Raw genomic sequence first — 16,867 nt, 5'->3', positions numbered from 1 at the left:
GGTGAAAACACGGACGACCAGACCGCGGCAGGGGATGACGCGCGTTGGGCATTGGCCGCTCTGGCTCGCGGTGGCCGCAGGGCCCGCGATAGCGGAGGATGCGCCGTCGCTGCCGGCGGTGACGGTAAGCGGCGAAGGCGTGACGCAGGACGCGCCCACGGTGGCGAAGCTGCCGCTGACTATGCGCGAAATTCCGCAGTCCGTCACGGTGATCGGGCAAGCGCAGATGCGCGAGCAGAATCTGCAAAGCCTGGACGATGTCATGCAGCATGCCACCGGCATTACGGTGCAGCCTTATCAGTTGCTGACGACGGCGTACTACGCGCGGGGCTTCAAGGTGGATTCGTTCGAACAGGACGGGGTGCCGGTGCTGATGGGCAACATGGCTGCGTCGCCGCAAGACATGGCGGTCTATGAACGCGTGGAAATCCTGCGGGGCGCCAATGGGCTGATGCACGGCGCGGGCAACCCGGCCGCCACCGTGAACCTGGTGCGCAAACGGCCACAACGCGAGTTCTCGTTCAATGGCCTGGTCAGCGCGGGAAGCTGGGACCGCTATCGTGCCGAGGCCGACCTTGGCGGCCCCTTGAACGAGAGCGGCAGCGTACGCGGACGCATCGTCAGCGCACTTGAGGACCGCGGCTATTTCTACGATGTGGCTGATCAGCAATCGGCGTTGCTCTATGCCATCGGTGAGGTGGACCTGGGGCCGCGGACCGTGCTGTCGGCCGGAGTGCAGACCCAGCGCATCCGCTCCACGACCAACATGGCGGGCGTGCCGCGCTACAAGGACGGCGGCGATATCGGTTTGTCGCGGTCCACCTATCTGGATGCCGCGTGGGACCGCTTCAATTGGGATACGACCCGCGTGTTCGCCGATCTGGAGCACCGCTTTGGCGACGGCTGGACCGCCAAGGTCAGCGCCAACTATCTGACGGCGGACAGCAATCTGAAGTACGCCGGCGCGTACGGCGCCATCGACCGCCAGACGGGGTTGGGTTCGCGGCTGATGGGGGGCGCCTACAAGTTCGACAACACGCAGGCCAGCGTGGACGCCTATGTCAGTGGCCCGGTCCAGTTGTTCGGTCGCCGCCATGAGCTGCTGTTGGGCGGCAATGCGCAACGCACCACCTCCGAGCAATACACCGGCATGCTGACGCCGGCGTTGAACGTGCCCGTGAACGTGTTCGACTGGGATCCGCACAGCGTGGCGGAACCCGGCGTCGGCCCGTATACGTCCCCGGGCGAGACGCGTCTGAAGCAGCAGGGCGTCTACGGCATGGGCCGCTTTTCGCTGGCCGATCCGGTGACGCTGGTGCTGGGTGGACGCATGAGCTGGTGGAACCAGACCGCGCCCGGCGCGCGTCAGCAGATCGACCCTGAATTCACGCCATACGGCGGCCTGATCGTCGACTTGAACCCGCAGTGGTCGTTGTACGGCAGCTATGCGCAGGTGTTCCAGCCGCAAAGCCAGCTGACGCGCGAAGGCAAGCCGCTGGATCCCGTCACCGGCACCAACTATGAAGCCGGCGTGAAGGGCGAACTGGCCGACGGGGCGCTGAACGTGTCGCTGGCGGTGTTCCAGATCCAGCAGAAGGACCGCGCGATGCAAGACCCCGACTGGCCTTGCGTGGGCAACAACTGCTACTACATCCAGGGCGGCGAAGTGCGCAGCCGGGGCATCGAAGCCGAGGCCAGCGGGCAGATCACGCCCAATTGTTCGGTGGCTGGCGGGTACACCTTCAACACCAGCAAATATGTGAAGGACCCCATCTCGAACGGGCAACCGTTCGCCAGCTTCACGCCCAAGCACATCTTCCGCGTCTGGACGAACTACGCGCTGCCCGTCCTGGACCGACGCCTGAGCGTGGGCGGCGGTGTGCAGATGCAATCGGGGTATTCGACGGTGTCGGGCCCCGTGACCTTGCGCCAGGGCGGCGTCACGCTGGTGGACCTGCGCGCGGCGTACCGCGTGGACAAGCACCTGACGGTGGCGCTGAACCTGAACAACGTGTTCGACCGCGGCTACTACCAAAGCCTGTCGGGCACGTCCTGGAACAACCGCTACGGCGAGCCGCGCAACGCGATGCTGACACTGCGCGCGCAGTACTGACCCCCTGTTCCCGCCTGGTGCGCACGCCGCGCCAGGCCCCATTTCCCCTCCAGGAGTTTCATCATGCATACCGAAGAAACGCCGTCTCCACCGGCTGTCTTTGACTGGCTGGACCATTTCATGGCGCTGAGCCATGGCGGCGGCCTTAGCCGGGTGGACAAGCCGCGTCGCCTGTCGCCCGAAGACGGTTGGCTGGTCGGCATCAAAGCCGTGGCCAGCGATGCCGACGTGCACGGCGACGTATGGGAGCGCCATCCCGCTGGCGACGAGATGCTGTGCGTGCTGGAAGGGCGCGTGCTGTTGACGCTGATGGACGACGACGGCGCCGAAACCGACGTGCTGCTGGACAACCGGCGCGGCACGGTCGTGCCGCGCGGCGTGTGGCATCGGCTGCACGTCGCCTGTCCTGGAAAGGTCCTGTTCGTGACGCCGGGGCACGGCAGCGAACACCGCCGCGTGGCGGCATCCCCCAATAGGAAACCTTGATCGTGAATCGATTGGCAAACGGGCGCATGTTCGTCATGATCGCCGCCTTGTATTTTTCGCAGGGCATCCCGCTGGGCGTGGCGATGGAGGCCTTGCCCACGCTGCTTCGCCGCGATGGCGCAGGCCTGGGCACGCTGGCCTGGCTGCCGCTGGTCGGCTTGCCATGGGTGCTGAAGTTCTTGTGGGCGCCGCAGGTCGACAACCGCTGGCGGCCGTCCGCGGGCCGCCGGCGCAGCTGGATCGTGCCGATGCAGGCCATCGTGCTGGCGTGCATGGCCGGCGTGGCGTTGCTGGGCATTTCGTCGGCGACCGCCGCCTGGGTCGTCGGGTTGATGGCGGCGGCGTCGTTGGCCAGCGCCACGCAGGACATCGCCACCGACGGCCTGACGGCGGAACGTTTCGAAGGCCAGGCGCTGGCGCGCGCCAATGCCGTGCAGGTGGGCGGCACGATGGTGGGCTTCTTCTTTGGCGGCCCCGGTGCGTTGATCATGGCGGGCTACGTCGGGCAGGGCGGCGCGCTGGCCGTGTTGGCGGTCGTCGTGGCGTTCAGCCTGTTGATGGCCGCGACCTGGCGCGAGACGCCGCTTCCCGCCGAGGAATCCACCGCGCCGCGCCAGCGCGCGTCCCTGGCAGGGTTTGTGCGCCGCCGCGGCGCATGGGCGCTGGCGGTGGCGGCCTTCTTGTCCGCGATGACGGCCGTGGCAGGCTACGGCCTGTCGAAACTGTATTTGGTGGACGCGGGCTGGGAGCTGGAGGCCGTCGGGCGTATCGGCATGGCGGGTGGCGTGGTGACCGTGTTGCTGGGTTGCGGCGGGGGCGCCTGGCTGATCGGCAAGCTGGGCGCGCGCAAGGTGTTGGCGCTGGGGCTTGCCGCGTCCGGCGCCGCGGCGCTGGGCTGGATGGCGCAGGCCCAAGGCTGGACGCCCGTCCGGCCGGGCATGGCGTTCGCGGCGCAGGGCCTGGGTTCGTTCGGGGCGGGCGCGGCGTCGGTCGCGTTGATGACGTTGGCCATGCGCTTTGCCCGGCAGGGCCGGCAATCGGGCACGGACATGACGGCGGTGCAAAGCGCGCGCGACCTGGGCGAAATCCTGACCTCGTCGATGATGACGGGGTTGGCCGCCCATATCGGCTATGGGGGTGGTTTCGCCAGCGGGGTCGCAGTGGCTGCGGCCACACTGTTGTTTACCGCGACGGCCCTGCGGCGCCCGGCGCCGGCCTGACCGCTGGCGGCGAAGCGGGTACACTTGTCCGCCGTTTTGCTATAAGCCCCAGAACTCTCCATGATTTCCTCCGCATGCGGCGTCGACTTCGGTACGTCCAACTCCACCGTAGGCTGGAGCCGCCCCGACCAACGCGCGCTCCTCGCCCTGGAAGACGGCAAGACCACCTTGCCTTCGGCCATTTTTTTCCATGACGAAGACGCCGAGGTCAGCTATGGCCGCGCCGCCATTTCCGACTACCTGGCCGGCTACGACGGGCGCCTGATGCGCTCGATGAAAAGCCTGCTGGGCAGTTCGCTGATCGACGGGTCGACAGAAGTGCAGGGGCGTTCGATCCCGTTCCGCGTGCTGCTGACGCGCTTCATCGCGGAATTGAAGCGGCGCGCCGAAACGGCCGCGGGTCGCGACTTCACGCGCGCCGTGCTGGGGCGGCCGGTCTTCTTCGTGGATGACAACACGGCCGCCGACCAGACCGCCCAGGACACCTTGGGCGAAATCGCGCGCAGCGTCGGGTTCACCGACATCGAATTCCAGTTCGAGCCGTTGGCCGCCGCATTCGATTACGAATCACAGATCGACCGCGAAGAGCTGGTGCTGGTCATCGACATCGGCGGCGGCACGTCCGACTTCTCGCTGATCCGGCTGGGGCCGGACCGCGCCGGCAAGGCGGACCGCCGCGACGACATCCTGGCCTACGGCGGCGTGCATATCGGCGGGGTGGACTTCGACAAGCAATTGAGCCTGGCGCACGTCATGCCCCTGTTGGGGCTGGGCAGCCAGTTGCGCAGCGGCAAGGACGTGCCCTCTACGCAATACGGCAATCTGGCTTGCTGGCACACCATCAACCAGGCCTATACCCGCAAGGCCGCCGAGCATTTCGCCTACATCCGCGCCGAAGCCGGCGACCGCGACAAGATCGACCTGCTGCTTAACCTGGTCAAGCAGCGCGCCGGCCATTGGGTGGCGGTGCAAGTGGAAGAGGCAAAGATCGCGCTGTCGGAGTCGCCGTCTGCCCGCATCGACCTGTCGCGCATTGCGCCGGCGCTGGGGGTGGACGTGACGCGTCCGTCGTTCGACGCCTGCGTGGGGCGCCTGATCGAAAAGGTCGAGACCACCGTCGGTGCGCTGTTGCGCGACGCCGGCGTGACCACGGCTGATGTGGACACGGTCTTCTTCACCGGCGGTTCCAGCCGCGTGCCGCGCCTGCGCGAAACCGTGTCGGCGCTGGTACCGGGCGCGCGCAGCGTGGAAGGCGACCTGTTCGGCAGCATTGGGGCCGGCCTGGCGCTGGACGCCCGTCGCAAGTTCGACTGACCGCGCAGGGGTGGCCTGTCGCTCAGGCCGCCTGCTTCGCGGGCTTCCGAGCCGCGGTGGTAAGCTGCACTGCTCGCTGAAGACGCTTTCGCGCCAGCCTGTCTGTCTGCCCCAAGAGCCCCAGAGACCCCCACGCGCCCTCATGACCCGCCCGACCACCGATACCCATCTTGTTGAAACGCTGGTGACCAGTGAAGCGCCTTATGAAGGCAGCTTCCTGAAGATTCGCCGGGATACCGTCAGCTTGCCCAATGGCAATACGGCTACGCGCGAATATGTCGTGCATCCCGGTGCGGTCGTGGTGATTCCCTTGCTGGACGACGGCCGCGTCTTGCTGGAACGCCAGTTCCGCTATCCGATCGGGCGCGTGATGACCGAATTCCCGGCTGGCAAGCTGGACCCGGGCGAAGACCCGCTGGTCTGCGGCAAGCGCGAACTGCTGGAAGAAACCGGCTATACGGCCGACCAGTGGGCGCATGCGGGTGCCTTGCATCTGGCCATCGCCTATTCCACCGAGATCATCCACATCTTCTTCGCGCGCGGCTTGCGCGCCGGCCCGCGCCAACTGGATCAGGACGAATTCCTGGACGTGATCAGCGCGGATCCCGCCGAACTGCTGGCGGCGTGCAGTAAAGGCGAAGTCACCGATGCCAAGACGCTGACCTGCGTGCTGTGGATGCAGAATGTGCTGTCCGGCGCGTGGCAGCTGGACTGGCAGGACAACGCCGGCTGACATGCCCGCGTTCCCGGTCCTGGTCCAACCCGCCGGCCTGCGTTTCGACGCCGAGGCGGGCACCCCCGTTTTGCTGGCGGCGCAGGCTGCGGGCATCAAGTTGCCAAGCTCGTGCCGCAACGGCACCTGCCGCGCCTGCATGTGCCTGATGCTTGAGGGCTCGGTGGCCTACGGCATCGAATGGCCCGGCTTGTCGCGCGACGAAAAGGAAGAGGGTTGGATCCTGCCCTGCGTGGCGCACGCCACGTCGGCGCTGGAGATCCAGGCGCCGCTGGCGGCGCCGATTGAAGCCGCGCTGGCCACGCCGGCCGTGGCGCGGCCCCTTACCGGCGCGCGGCGCTGAAGACGGCAACCGGCACCAGCCCCACGGCCATGCCGGCCGCCATGCCCAACGCCATGCCGCCAAAGGGCGATGCACCCAGCAGCAGCGCCGCCGTCACGCCCAGCCGCGCACCCAGCACCATCCCGATCGCCATCGCAAACGCGCAGAGCAGGCGTTGCGCAAGCGGTGGCGCGGACATGCGTCCCGCCGGCCATGGCGCCAGGGCGGCCAAGGCCATCGCGGCGCTGCTGGCGGGCATCAGGGCGCCGTGCCGCCATGCCATGTCCAGCAGGCCGCCCGGCGCGCCGCATTCGCTGGCCAGCAGCGTCGCGGGCGTCACGCGCGTGTCGATCCACAGGCCCAACGCCATGGCTGCCAGGCAGGTGAGCCACAGCGTCGCCATGGCGCGCGGGCCGCTAGGCGCAAGCGTGGCATGCCTTGGGCGCGTCGTCGTACCGGTCATGGTGGCGGACCCAGTCGCCCAGGTTGAAGTGCGGGCCGGTTTCGTTGCGGCCCAAGGGGGCGAAATCCAGATAGTTGTATGCGCCCGCCAATCGTTCCACGCCGCGTTCAAAGGCCGAATAGGTGTGGAAGATTTCGCCGTCGGGGTCGTGAAAGAACGCGCTGGCGCCCGAGCGTTCTTCGATGCCGCCATCGGCTTGCGGCACCGAGGCATGCAAGTCGAAGTTGAAGTCGCACCCCTCGGATGAAAACCAATCGAAGCGCCAGCCCATGCGCTGCTTGAAGGCGTCCAGCTTGGCCAGCGGCGCGCGCGACACCGCCACCACCGACACGTCGTGATGGCGCAAGTGCATCAGGGCGCTGTCCAGATGATCGGCCAGGAACGAACACCCCACGCAGCCTTCGTCCCAATCCGGGCCGTACATGAAGTGATAAAGGATCAGTTGGTGTTTGCCGTCGAACAGGTCGGCCAGCCCAAGGGGGCCGTTCGGCCCTTGGAATTGATAGGGCTTGTCTACCCGGACCCACGGCAGGTCGAGGCGGTCGCGGGCCAGGGCGTCCTGGGCGCGGGTCATGGCTTTCTCGCGGTCGAGCAGGGCCTGGCGGGCAGCGTCCCATTGTGGGCGGGATACGACAGGATGTGGGGTTTGCATCGTGCGACTCCTTTGCGTGGCGGGCCTCGCGGGGCCCGGGCAGGCAAGCGGCCGGTTCAGGCCGCGCTTGCCAGATGGTCCGCCAGCCGGTCCATTGCGCCTGCCCAGCCATTCTCATGGCTGTCGCGGGTTGCTTGGTCGACAAACGGGGTTTGCAGGAAGGCCAGTTCGGTGCCGCCCTGCGAGGGAGCAAATTCAAGGGTGATCAATGACCCTTCTTCGGGGGTGTCGCGCCAGGCCCAGGTGAAAACCAGCCGGCGCAACGGCCGCACCTCGCGATATTCGCCGCTGGCGTAGTGCGACTGTCCGTCTTCCGTGACGAAGCCCACTTGGTAGGTGCCGCCCACGCGCACGTCGGTGTCGGCCACCAGCACTTGCCGCGTGCCGGCGGGGCCGAACCAGCGCATCAGCGCTTCGGGGTCCGTCCAGGCGCGCCAGACGCGATCGACGGGGGCGGCGAAGCGCCGGGTAAGGCGGAGTTCGATGGGGGTGTCGCCGGGGGCGGTTGGGGTGGGCATGGGTGGATCTCCTCGTCGTGGTACAGGTACCGGGCCAGCGAATCCAGTTGGCCGTTCCAGAACTTCTCGTAGCGTGCCAGCCAGTCGGACGCCGCCCGCATCGGTTCGGGCGACAGCGTGCAACTGACCACGCGGCCGTCCTTGGCGCGGGCGATCAGCCCGGCGGCTTCCAGCACCCGCAGATGCTTCATGAAAGCGGGAAGCGACATGGCGTGGGGGCGGGCCAGTTCGCTGACCGACGCCGTGCCCCGTTCCAGGTCGGCCAGCACCCGCCGCCGGGTGCCATCGGCCAAGGCGGAAAAAAGGCTGTCCAGCGCATTGTCGTTTAAGTTAACCATAAGGTTAAGTATCCGCCCGAAAAACTGCCGGCGTCAAGCCGGCAGCGTCAGGTATTTCCCTAGGTCAATCGTGGCGGTGCATGGCCGACTGATGCTTGGTGTCGCGCATGGTGGCGTACACAAGCAGGGACAGGAAGATCACGCCCGCCAGGTAGTAGTAGAACCATTCCTCGTGCCCTTGCTGCTTGAAGAACAGGGCGATGGCGGGCGCCGTGCCTCCGAAGATCGATACGGTGACCGCATACGGCACGGCCACGCCGGTCGCGCGGATGTTGGTCGGGAACAGTTCGGCCTTCACCACGGCGTTGATTGACGTGTAGCCGGCCGTGAACACCCACGCGCCGCAGATCAGCAGGAACGCGATGAAAGGCGATCGAGTGTGCGACAGGGTCATCAGGATCGGCACCGTCAACGCCGCGCCTGCCACGCCGAAGAAGATCAAGAGCGGCTTGCGCCCGATCTTGTCCGACAGCGCGCCGTACAGCGGCTGCAGGATCAATGCGAAGATCAGCGAGGCCGCGATGATGTAGGTGGTGGTGATGTCCGAGAAGCCCGAGGTCTGCCGCACGAACGTCTGCATATAGGTCGTGAAGGTGTAGAAGGCCGCGGTGCCGCCGGCCGTCAGCCCCACCACGATGGCCACTTCGCGCGGATATTTCATCAGGCCGCGCAGCGAGCTGGTCTTGGGCTGGGTCTTCTGGGCTTCCTTGTACGAATCGGTCTCGGGCATGTCGCGCCGCATCAGCGCGGTGACGATGGCCAGCATGGCGCCGATCACGAACGGAATGCGCCAGCCCCATTGCACCAGTTGCTCGTGCGTCAGGAACACGTTCTGCAACAGCAGCAGGACCAGGATCGCGCAAAGCTGGCCACCGATCAAGGTGACGTACTGGAAGCTGGAATAGAAGCCACGGTGTTCGGGGTCTGATATCTCGGTCAGGTAGGTGGCGCTGGCGCCGTACTCGCCGCCCAGGCTCAGGCCCTCGATCACGCGGGCCAGCGCCAGCAGCGCGGGCGCCGCGAAACCGATGGTCGCATAGGTGGGCGTGACGGCGATGATCAGCGATCCCACGCACATCATCACCACCGACACCATCAGCGATATCCGCCGTCCGTGGCGGTCGGCAATGTGGCCGAACAGCCAACCGCCCAGCGGGCGCACGATGAAGCCGGCCGCGAACAGCGTGGCGGCATTCAACTGCTGGACGACGGGGTCATGCGAGGGGAAGAAGGCGGGGGCGAAATACAGGGCGAAGGCGGTGTAGGCGTAAAAGTCGTACCACTCGACCAGGTTGCCCATGGAGCCGACGAAGATCGCCTTGATGCGGCGTTTGGCGTCGGGCATGGCCAGATACGATTGCGTCATGACTGTTCTCGGGTGAGCTTGTCGGGAGTCGCCGGACACGCGACCGCGCCTTGTCCTCGCCCGTCAAGATCGCAAGGCCAGCCGCGAAATGGAACACGCATCGGGGTATCTTGCGCCTGCGCAGGCAGAAATGCACGTACTTGCAAACGGTTTTCATTCAGGAATTCGTCAGGAACGGCGAGGCGCCGGTGTCCTGCAGGCTCGGCGGGGCTACTTCCCGCGCGGCTTGATGATGTCGCAGGCGGCGGCCCGGTCGCCGGCCTGGGCGTCGCTGCCCAACAAGGCGCGGGCGCCGCATACGGACCCGAACATGCCTTTGTTGTCGTGCCCGACGCCACCGACCTCGAAGCTGTTGCGGTGTAGCGGCACGGGCTTGGCGCCACGGGCCGCTAGCTGGTATTCGTATTGCACGTAGGCGGTGCCGCGGGCCAGCCGCGTGGCGCCTTGCGCTTCGGCGCCGCAGGTCTTGTCCAGCAGGCGGTGTTCGGGGTTGTTGTCCGCTCCGCCCAGCAGGTAGGTCACGTCGCGGGCGGCATAGCGGATGAACAGCCGCGTATCGTCGGTTTCGCGCGCATAGGGCGGCAGCTTGTCCGTGCCGTACTTGTACTGGTTGTAGGTGGGGCAGATGCCGCGCTCGTAAGGCGCATAGCCTTTGCCGTCCGCGCGCGGGCGCTCGTTCGTCAGGTACAGGTAGGACGAGGGGTTGGCGATCACGTAGCGCAGCGCCAACCCGTCGCGGCGCAAGGGGCCGTCCGTGTTGTTCAGCACGGCATAGCGTTGCACCAGCTGCCCGCCGGCGGAGTGGCCGGCCAGCACGATGTGGGCCAGGGTGGGCAGGCGCTTGCGGTCGTCCAGGCTGCGCAACAGGTCGTCCAGCACCTGGAACGAGGTGACCGGGGGCGGGCGTCCGGCGGCCTGGATGCTTTCCTCGCCTTCTTCCCAGCTGGCTTTGCGCCACGCGGCCATGCCGCCGAATCCTGAATCGATGGATCCGGGAAAGCGGGGCGCCAGGATCAGCGTGTCGCGAGCGCGGTCCGGGTTCTGCGCCAACAGGCCGGCGGCGGTGTCGTAGTAGCGGTCGGCGTCGCGTTTCACGCCATGGATGACGATCAGCACCTGCTTGATATCGCGCAGGTCGTCCCGGGCCAGGTTACGGTTAGCATAGACCGGCATCTTGTACCGGTGTCCCGGCTTGCCCAGTTCCACGGTCTGCCAGTGCAGCGGCGTGGCGCGTTTGGGTGCGGGAACGGTTTCGTCGTAATCGTAGGGGTCGGGCAGCGGTGTCTGGGCGTGCAGGGCCCAGGGGGCCAGCGTGCCGGCCAGGGCCAGCGCGGAGCCCAGGCGGCGCCCGGAAAACCGGCGCGCGCGGGCGGGCGGCGGTTGATCGGGTGCGGAAGGGGCGGGGGCGCGGCGCATGGCGCGGCGTGGCGTCAGCAGGTCTCGAGGCCCAGCAACTGCTTGAGCGCAGGCAGATCCAGGATGCGGACTTCGCGCTGGTTGATCTTGATCAGGCCTTCGCGCGCGAAACGCGAGAACAGCCGGCTGACCGTTTCCAGCGTCAGGCCAAGGTAATTGCCGATTTCTTCGCGGCTCATGCGCAGCATGAATTCGGTCGACGAATAACCCAGCGAGGCATAGCGCTGCGACAGGTTCAGCAGGAAGGCCGCCAGGCGCTGTTCGGAACGCATGGACCCCAGCGATGCCAGCATCTGGTGCGAACGCGTGATCTCGCGGCTCATCAGGCGTCGGAATTGCTGCTGCAGCGACGGCAGGTGCGCGGCTACGCGGTCGACGTCGGCCAGGCGGATGACACAGACTTCCGAGTCTTCCAGCGCGACGGCGGCCGACACGTGCTTGCCCTCCAGCATGCCGTCCATGCCGACGATTTCGCCGGGCAGGTGAAAGCCCGTGACCTGGATCTGGCCGGTCGCGTCTTCCAGCTGAGTCTTGATGCTGCCGAAGCGCACGCTGTACACGGCGTCAAGTGGATGATCCAGCGAATACAGCGTCTTGCCCTTTTCCAGGCGCACACGCTCTTTCACCAGCTCGTCCAGTTTTTCCACTTCCGCGGCGGCCATTCCCACGGGCACGCACACGTGTCCCAACATACATGTGGAACAGTGGGCGCCATCAGGGGCAACGGGAACCCGTTTTTGCATACGATGACCTCTATAGTGCCCGTCGCGCGCCGGGGAGGGCGAAACGGGTGTAAAGCGTGGAGACAACGCGTATTGTAGTCTGTTGTTACTACGGCCGTCTTACGGGGCTCCGCCCCTCGTCCGCCGGTGCCGGTGCGCAATCCAGTCCTCGCCGACGATATCGGTCGCGGCGCCTCGCCACGCGGGGTCGATGGGGTAGTACTGGCAGGGGATTTCCTGGGCGCCTTGCGGCGCCGGATCCAGGCGCGCGGCGATCTCGCGGCGCACAAAGCAGCCGGGTCGGCCGGGCACGTATTCCTCGATCTCGTCCATCAGCGCGATGAGGGCCGGCGCCACGTCGTAGACCTCGCCGCGCACGCGGCGGCCGTCCGCCACCGGGATCAGCCCCGGCCAGTCGCCGAAGTCCACCAGCATGCCGGGCACGGTCGCCGAACCCACCAGCCGGGCCGCGGGCAGGCCCCGATTGGCGGCGGCTTGCGCCAGGTCATTGATTTCGCCGGCGCGTAGGGTACCGTAGATAAAAACGTATATGCTCATAGGTCGGATTGTTGCTGCACGTCGTAGCAAAACAAGTGGCCGGACGGTGTTGAAATTCTCTCATCCGGCCGCATATTCAGGATATCGAGCCAGCCGGCACGTATCGGTCAGGCTCCCCAACAAGCCAAACGACCATTATGCGATTCGACAAACTGACTACCAAGTTCCAGCAAGCCCTGGCCGACGCCCAAAGTCTGGCCGCCCGCAACGACCATCCCTATATCGAGCCCGTCCACGTGCTCTCCGCCTTGCTGTCCGATCCGGATAGCGGCGCGGGCAGCCTGTTGGCGCGCGCCGGTGTAGCGGTCAACCGCTTGCAACCCGCGCTGGAAAGCGCGATGAAGGCGCTGCCGCAAGTGCAGGGCGACGACAACGTGCAGGTCGGCCGCGATCTGAACGCGGTGCTGACCCGCACCGACAAGGAGGCCGCCCGCCGCGGCGACACCTATATCGCCAGCGAACTGTTCCTGCTGGCGGTGGCCGACGACAAGGGCGAGGCCGGCCGCATCCTGCGTGAGGCAGGCCTGCAGAAAAAAGCCCTTGAAGCCGCGGTCGACGCCGTGCGCGGCGGTGAAAACGTGTCCGGCGCCGAAGGCGAATCCAACCGCGAAGCGCTGTCCAAGTACACCATGGACCTGACCGAGCGCGCCCGCCAGGGCAAGCTGGATCCGGTGATCGGCCGCGACGACGAAATCCGCCGCACCATCCAGATCCTGCAGCGCCGCACCAAGAACAATCCGGTCCTGATCGGCGAACCTGGCGTGGGCAAGACCGCCATCGTCGAAGGCCTGGCGCAACGCATCGTCAACGACGAAGTGCCCGAGAGCCTGCGCGGCAAGCGCGTGCTGTCGCTAGACCTGGCCGCGCTGCTGGCGGGCGCCAAGTTCCGCGGCGAATTCGAAGAACGCCTGAAGGCCGTGCTGAAAGAGCTGGGCCAGGACGACGGCAGCAACATCGTCTTCATCGACGAGCTGCACACCATGGTCGGTGCGGGCAAGGCCGAAGGTGCGATGGACGCGGGCAACATGCTCAAACCGGCGCTGGCGCGCGGCGAGCTGCATTGCATCGGCGCCACCACGCTGGACGAATACCGCAAGTACATCGAAAAGGACGCGGCGCTGGAGCGGCGCTTCCAGAAGGTGCTGGTCGACGAACCCGATGTGGAATCCACCATCGCCATCCTGCGCGGGTTGCAGGAACGCTATGAGATCCACCACGGCGTCGAGATCACCGACCCGGCCATCGTGGCCGCGGCCGAGCTGTCGCACCGCTACATCACCGACCGCTTCCTGCCCGACAAGGCCATCGACCTGATCGACGAGGCCGGTGCGCGTATCCGCATGGAAATCGACTCCAAGCCGGAAGTGATGGACAAGCTGGATCGCCGCATCATCCAGTTGAAGATCGAGCGCGAAGCCGTCAAGAAGGAAACCGACGACGCGTCCAAGCGCCGCCTGGGCGTCATCGAAGACGAACTGGAAAAGCTGCAACGCGAATACAACGACTTCGAGGAAATCTGGAAGGCCGAAAAGGCGGCCGTGCAAGGCACGCAGGCCATCAAGGAAGAGATCGACAGCGTGCGCGCCGAAATGGCCGAATTGCAGCGCAAGGGCCAGTTCGACAAATTGGCCGAGTTGCAATACGGCAAGCTGCCCGACCTGGAGTCGCGCCTGAAGGCCGCCGAAGTGGGGGCCGCGCAAGCCGCTGAAAATGCCGAGGGCGACGAATCCCGCCCGCGTCTGCTGCGCACCCGTGTCGGCGCCGAGGAAATCGCCGAAGTCGTGTCGCGGGCCACGGGCATCCCCGTGTCCAAGATGATGCAAGGCGAGCGCGAAAAGCTCTTGCACATGGAAGAATTCCTGCACAAGCGCGTGGTGGGTCAGGACGAGGCCGTGCGCCTGGTCTCCGATGCCATCCGGCGTTCGCGTGCCGGCCTGGCGGACCCGGCGCGGCCTTACGGTTCGTTCCTGTTCCTGGGCCCGACCGGCGTGGGCAAGACCGAGTTGACGCGTGCGTTGGCCGAATTCATGTTCGATTCCGAAGAGCACCTGATCCGCATCGACATGAGCGAGTTCATGGAAAAGCATTCGGTGGCGCGGCTGATCGGCGCACCGCCCGGATACGTGGGCTACGAAGAGGGCGGCTACTTGACCGAGGCCGTGCGCCGCAAGCCGTACAGCGTGATCTTGCTGGATGAAGTGGAAAAGGCCCATCCGGACGTGTTCAACGTGCTGCTGCAAGTGCTGGACGACGGCCGCCTGACCGATGGCCAGGGCCGTACGGTGGACTTCCGCAACACGGTGATCGTGATGACGTCGAACCTGGGTTCGCATCACATCCAGAGCCTGGCCGGCCAGCCGTACGACGTGGTCAAGGAAGTGGTGTGGGGCGAGCTCAAGCAGACCCTGCGGCCCGAGTTCCTGAACCGTATCGACGAAGTAGTCGTGTTCCACGGACTGGAGGCTCAGCACATCGAGTCCATCGCCCGCATCCAGCTGCGCCGTCTTGGCGCACGGTTGGAAAAACAGGAGATGCGCCTGGAAGTCACCGAGTCCGCCCTGGCGGAACTGGCCCGCTCTGGCTTCGATCCGGTGTTTGGCGCGCGCCCCTTGAAGCGCGCCATCCAGCAGCAGATCGAGAACCCGGTGGCTCGCCTGATCCTGGAAGGCAAGTTCGGCCCACGCGACGTGGTGCCGGTGGATTGGCAGGACGGCGAATTTGTCTTCACCCGAACCTTGCAGTAACCCGCAAGAAAGCCCGGCGCAAGCCGGGCTTTTTTTTGCCGCGTCCCGCGCGGCGGCGGTGCCGATTCAGCCATGGCGGACATCCGGGACGGATGCGCGACCACCATTGGCGATGGCGCCAGTTGGAATGGGGGTTGAGGGATTTACGTGCCGGGCGGGAAGGTGAGTGAGTGGCTTGTCCTTGGCGCGCCAGTTCAGGGGGCGATGTAATCGGCCCGCTGCGCACCCATCTGCCGCCCCACGCTCTGCAGCGAGCGCAGCACCAGCGCCACTCCGCGTCGCGTGTCTTCGTCACGCAGTAGCGCCAGCAGGCCAAGCAGGCTGGGGGGATGCGCTTCTGCCAGCGTTTGCGCATGGGCGGCGCGCACGCTGTTGGCGGCCGTCCATGCGGCGCCCGCCGCTTGTTCGGACAGCAATCCAAGCTTTTCGACCATGGGCTGATCCAGCAGATCCACCAGGTCGGAAGTCAGCGAGATCAGGTCGACGATGTTGTCCAGCCGTTGGCTGTCGACAAGCGGCCGCAGTTTGCCGGCCAGCGCCTGCAGCGTTTCATCGTGGGTATTCATGTTCATAGCATTCCCCTTGCGACCGCCCAGTAAAGCCCTCGGTTGAATCCATGCCGAAGCAGTCCGCCCAGTTTCGTGGGCGGGGTGGGCTGCACGTCATGGGTGTAGTCGTACCAGAGGGGCATGCCCGCGTTCAGACCCATCTGAGCAACCGCCTGCACACGGCCTTCGTAGGCGCTGCACGGGTGGCCCAGGCGGATTTCGCCCGCGATGTTGTTGGCGATGACGGGCGCCTGGTTATGGCACGAGCCGCCCGCTTTGCTGACCGGCAGGTCCACCGTATCGCCGATGACGTAGACATTGCGCAACCCATACACCTGCATGGTCTCGTGGTCTGTCGGCAGCCAGCCTTCGTTGTCCTCCGCTTGGGATATGCCTGACTCCAGCACGGCATCGACGGCGCGTATGGGCGGCGTCGCCATCAGGATGTCGAACGGCTGCTCGCCGCCTTCCGCGGAATAGGCGACGCGGGCCTCGGGGTCCACGCGCGCCAGCGTGAAACCGCGCTGGAACGTGATGCCGCGCTGCTCGAAGATGGCGGGCAGCACCTCGCAAGTGGGTTGTTGCAGGAACAGGCAGTTGCGCAGGAGTTGCGACGTGGTGGGGTAGGTGTAGATGATGTCGACTTTGTCGCGCACGCCGCGACGGCGCAAGTAGTCGTCCAGCATCAGGGTGGTTTCAATGGGCGCGATACCGCATTGGTGCGGCACGTTCGGCGTCTTCGGGAAGGTGACGCTGATGAAGATCCGGCCTTTCTCGATCTTGGACAGCCGGTTGGCCAACTGGCGAGCAGGCGCGTACTGGTAGAAATGATCGCCGGCTTCTTTCAGGCCTTCTATGCGCTCGGGCGCAGGGATGCAACCCGTGGCGATGACCAGGTAGTCATAGCCGTAGCGCTTGCCCTGTTGTGTCAGCAATTCCTGGCTGTTGAATTCAAACCGCGTGACTTTATCGACGTGGAAATGGATCTCGGGGCGCAACAGGGAACGCTCCGGGCGTTTCAACTCTTCCTGGAAGAAAAGATTGAAGGCCACATACATGAAGGCGGGCTTGTAGTAATGGTCAGGGGAATCCGACAACAACGTGATGCTGACCTCGCCTCGCGACACCTCGGGGTATAGCTTGGAGACCAATTGGTTGGCCAGCATGGTGCCGCCAACCCCACCGCCTACGACAACAATTCGCTTGCTCATAAAAATCCTCCGGTGAGAATAATCAGGAATCAAGTGCAGTTGCGCATCTATATGTACCAACGGCGGGTAAGAAGGTCAATTAAATCGCCGGCGGATGCCGCCGACCCCGGTTCGGTCCCGTTGCCGAGGCCGACGCCATCACG

At 65.9% G+C, this 16,867-nt stretch carries 17 protein-coding genes; 7 read left to right on the top strand and 10 right to left on the bottom strand.

What is annotated here, in order from left to right; all coding sequences use genetic code 11:
• Window positions 1-34: 34 nt before the first annotated feature.
• The 6 genes from HG262_RS21765 to HG262_RS21740 all read left to right on the top strand — a co-directional run bounded on the left by HG262_RS21765 (window position 35) and on the right by HG262_RS21740 (window position 6,209).
• Window positions 35-2,113: a TonB-dependent siderophore receptor gene (locus tag HG262_RS21765; protein ID WP_169273004.1), complete on the top strand. Its 2,079-nt coding sequence runs from the start codon at window positions 35-37 to the stop codon at window positions 2,111-2,113.
• 63 nt (window positions 2,114-2,176) lie between these two features.
• A complete protein-coding gene (locus tag HG262_RS21760) occupies window positions 2,177-2,599 on the top strand; it encodes a cupin domain-containing protein (protein ID WP_169273003.1) in 423 nt (140 codons plus the stop codon).
• Between the two features lie 2 nt (window positions 2,600-2,601).
• Window positions 2,602-3,819 (top strand): RhtX/FptX family siderophore transporter, encoded by a 1,218-nt coding sequence (locus HG262_RS21755; protein ID WP_348984412.1) that lies wholly within the window; start codon window positions 2,602-2,604, stop codon window positions 3,817-3,819.
• Between the two features lie 60 nt (window positions 3,820-3,879).
• The gene (locus HG262_RS21750) at window positions 3,880-5,133 is read left to right on the top strand and encodes an Hsp70 family protein (protein WP_169273002.1); all 1,254 of its coding nucleotides are present in this window, start codon (window positions 3,880-3,882) and stop codon (window positions 5,131-5,133) included.
• Window positions 5,134-5,275: 142 nt separating this feature from the next.
• A complete protein-coding gene (locus HG262_RS21745; RefSeq protein ID WP_169273001.1) occupies window positions 5,276-5,866 on the top strand; it encodes an NUDIX hydrolase in 591 nt (196 codons plus the stop codon).
• Between the two features lies 1 nt (window position 5,867).
• Entirely contained in the window at window positions 5,868-6,209 is a 342-nt protein-coding gene (locus tag HG262_RS21740) for a 2Fe-2S iron-sulfur cluster-binding protein (RefSeq protein ID WP_169273000.1), read from the top strand.
• Here the strand turns inward: HG262_RS21740 and HG262_RS21735 are convergent.
• From HG262_RS21735 to HG262_RS21700, 8 genes are all read right to left on the bottom strand, one after another.
• Window positions 6,190-6,591 (bottom strand): hypothetical protein, encoded by a 402-nt coding sequence (locus HG262_RS21735; RefSeq protein WP_169272999.1) that lies wholly within the window; start codon window positions 6,589-6,591, stop codon window positions 6,190-6,192. The two genes, HG262_RS21740 and HG262_RS21735, sit on opposite strands and share 20 nt — an antisense overlap.
• 13 nt (window positions 6,592-6,604) lie before the next feature.
• A complete protein-coding gene (locus tag HG262_RS21730; protein WP_169272998.1) occupies window positions 6,605-7,303 on the bottom strand; it encodes a thioredoxin family protein in 699 nt (232 codons plus the stop codon).
• Between the two features lie 56 nt (window positions 7,304-7,359).
• Window positions 7,360-7,821, bottom strand: coding sequence for an SRPBCC domain-containing protein (locus HG262_RS21725; protein ID WP_169272997.1), 462 nt, complete (start codon window positions 7,819-7,821; stop codon window positions 7,360-7,362).
• Entirely contained in the window at window positions 7,710-8,159 is a 450-nt protein-coding gene (locus HG262_RS21720; RefSeq protein ID WP_169272996.1) for a metalloregulator ArsR/SmtB family transcription factor, read from the bottom strand. The genes HG262_RS21725 and HG262_RS21720 overlap by 112 nt, the downstream gene beginning before the upstream one ends.
• A 64-nt stretch (window positions 8,160-8,223) precedes the next feature.
• Complete coding sequence (locus HG262_RS21715) at window positions 8,224-9,525, bottom strand: MFS transporter (protein ID WP_169272995.1); 1,302 nt, start codon at window positions 9,523-9,525, stop codon at window positions 8,224-8,226.
• Window positions 9,526-9,735: 210 nt separating this feature from the next.
• Window positions 9,736-10,941, bottom strand: a complete 1,206-nt coding sequence (locus HG262_RS21710; RefSeq protein WP_248293454.1) for a hypothetical protein — start codon at window positions 10,939-10,941, stop codon at window positions 9,736-9,738.
• A 14-nt stretch (window positions 10,942-10,955) separates the two neighbouring features.
• Window positions 10,956-11,684: a helix-turn-helix domain-containing protein gene (locus tag HG262_RS21705; RefSeq protein WP_169272994.1), complete on the bottom strand. Its 729-nt coding sequence runs from the start codon at window positions 11,682-11,684 to the stop codon at window positions 10,956-10,958.
• Window positions 11,685-11,783: 99 nt separating this feature from the next.
• Window positions 11,784-12,221, bottom strand: coding sequence for a gamma-glutamylcyclotransferase family protein (locus HG262_RS21700; protein WP_169272993.1), 438 nt, complete (start codon window positions 12,219-12,221; stop codon window positions 11,784-11,786).
• A gap of 137 nt (window positions 12,222-12,358) precedes the next feature.
• Here HG262_RS21700 and clpB point away from each other — a divergent pair, with 137 nt between their 5' ends.
• Complete coding sequence (clpB, locus tag HG262_RS21695) at window positions 12,359-14,965, top strand: ATP-dependent chaperone ClpB (RefSeq protein ID WP_169272992.1); 2,607 nt, start codon at window positions 12,359-12,361, stop codon at window positions 14,963-14,965.
• Window positions 14,966-15,159: 194 nt separating this feature from the next.
• On the opposite strand, the gene HG262_RS21690 is transcribed toward clpB, so the two are convergent.
• Together HG262_RS21690 and HG262_RS21685 are read right to left on the bottom strand one after the other, a co-directional pair.
• Entirely contained in the window at window positions 15,160-15,531 is a 372-nt protein-coding gene (locus tag HG262_RS21690; RefSeq protein ID WP_248293453.1) for a DUF1641 domain-containing protein, read from the bottom strand.
• Window positions 15,532-15,533: 2 nt separating this feature from the next.
• Complete coding sequence (locus HG262_RS21685) at window positions 15,534-16,724, bottom strand: FAD/NAD(P)-binding oxidoreductase (protein ID WP_169272990.1); 1,191 nt, start codon at window positions 16,722-16,724, stop codon at window positions 15,534-15,536.
• Window positions 16,725-16,867: the final 143 nt, after the last annotated feature.

Source organism: Achromobacter sp. Bel (assembly GCF_012928505.1).
Lineage (GTDB): Bacteria > Pseudomonadota > Gammaproteobacteria > Burkholderiales > Burkholderiaceae_B > Achromobacter.
Note: the sequence above shows the minus strand (reverse complement) of the source record. Positions and strands in the feature narration are given on the sequence as shown.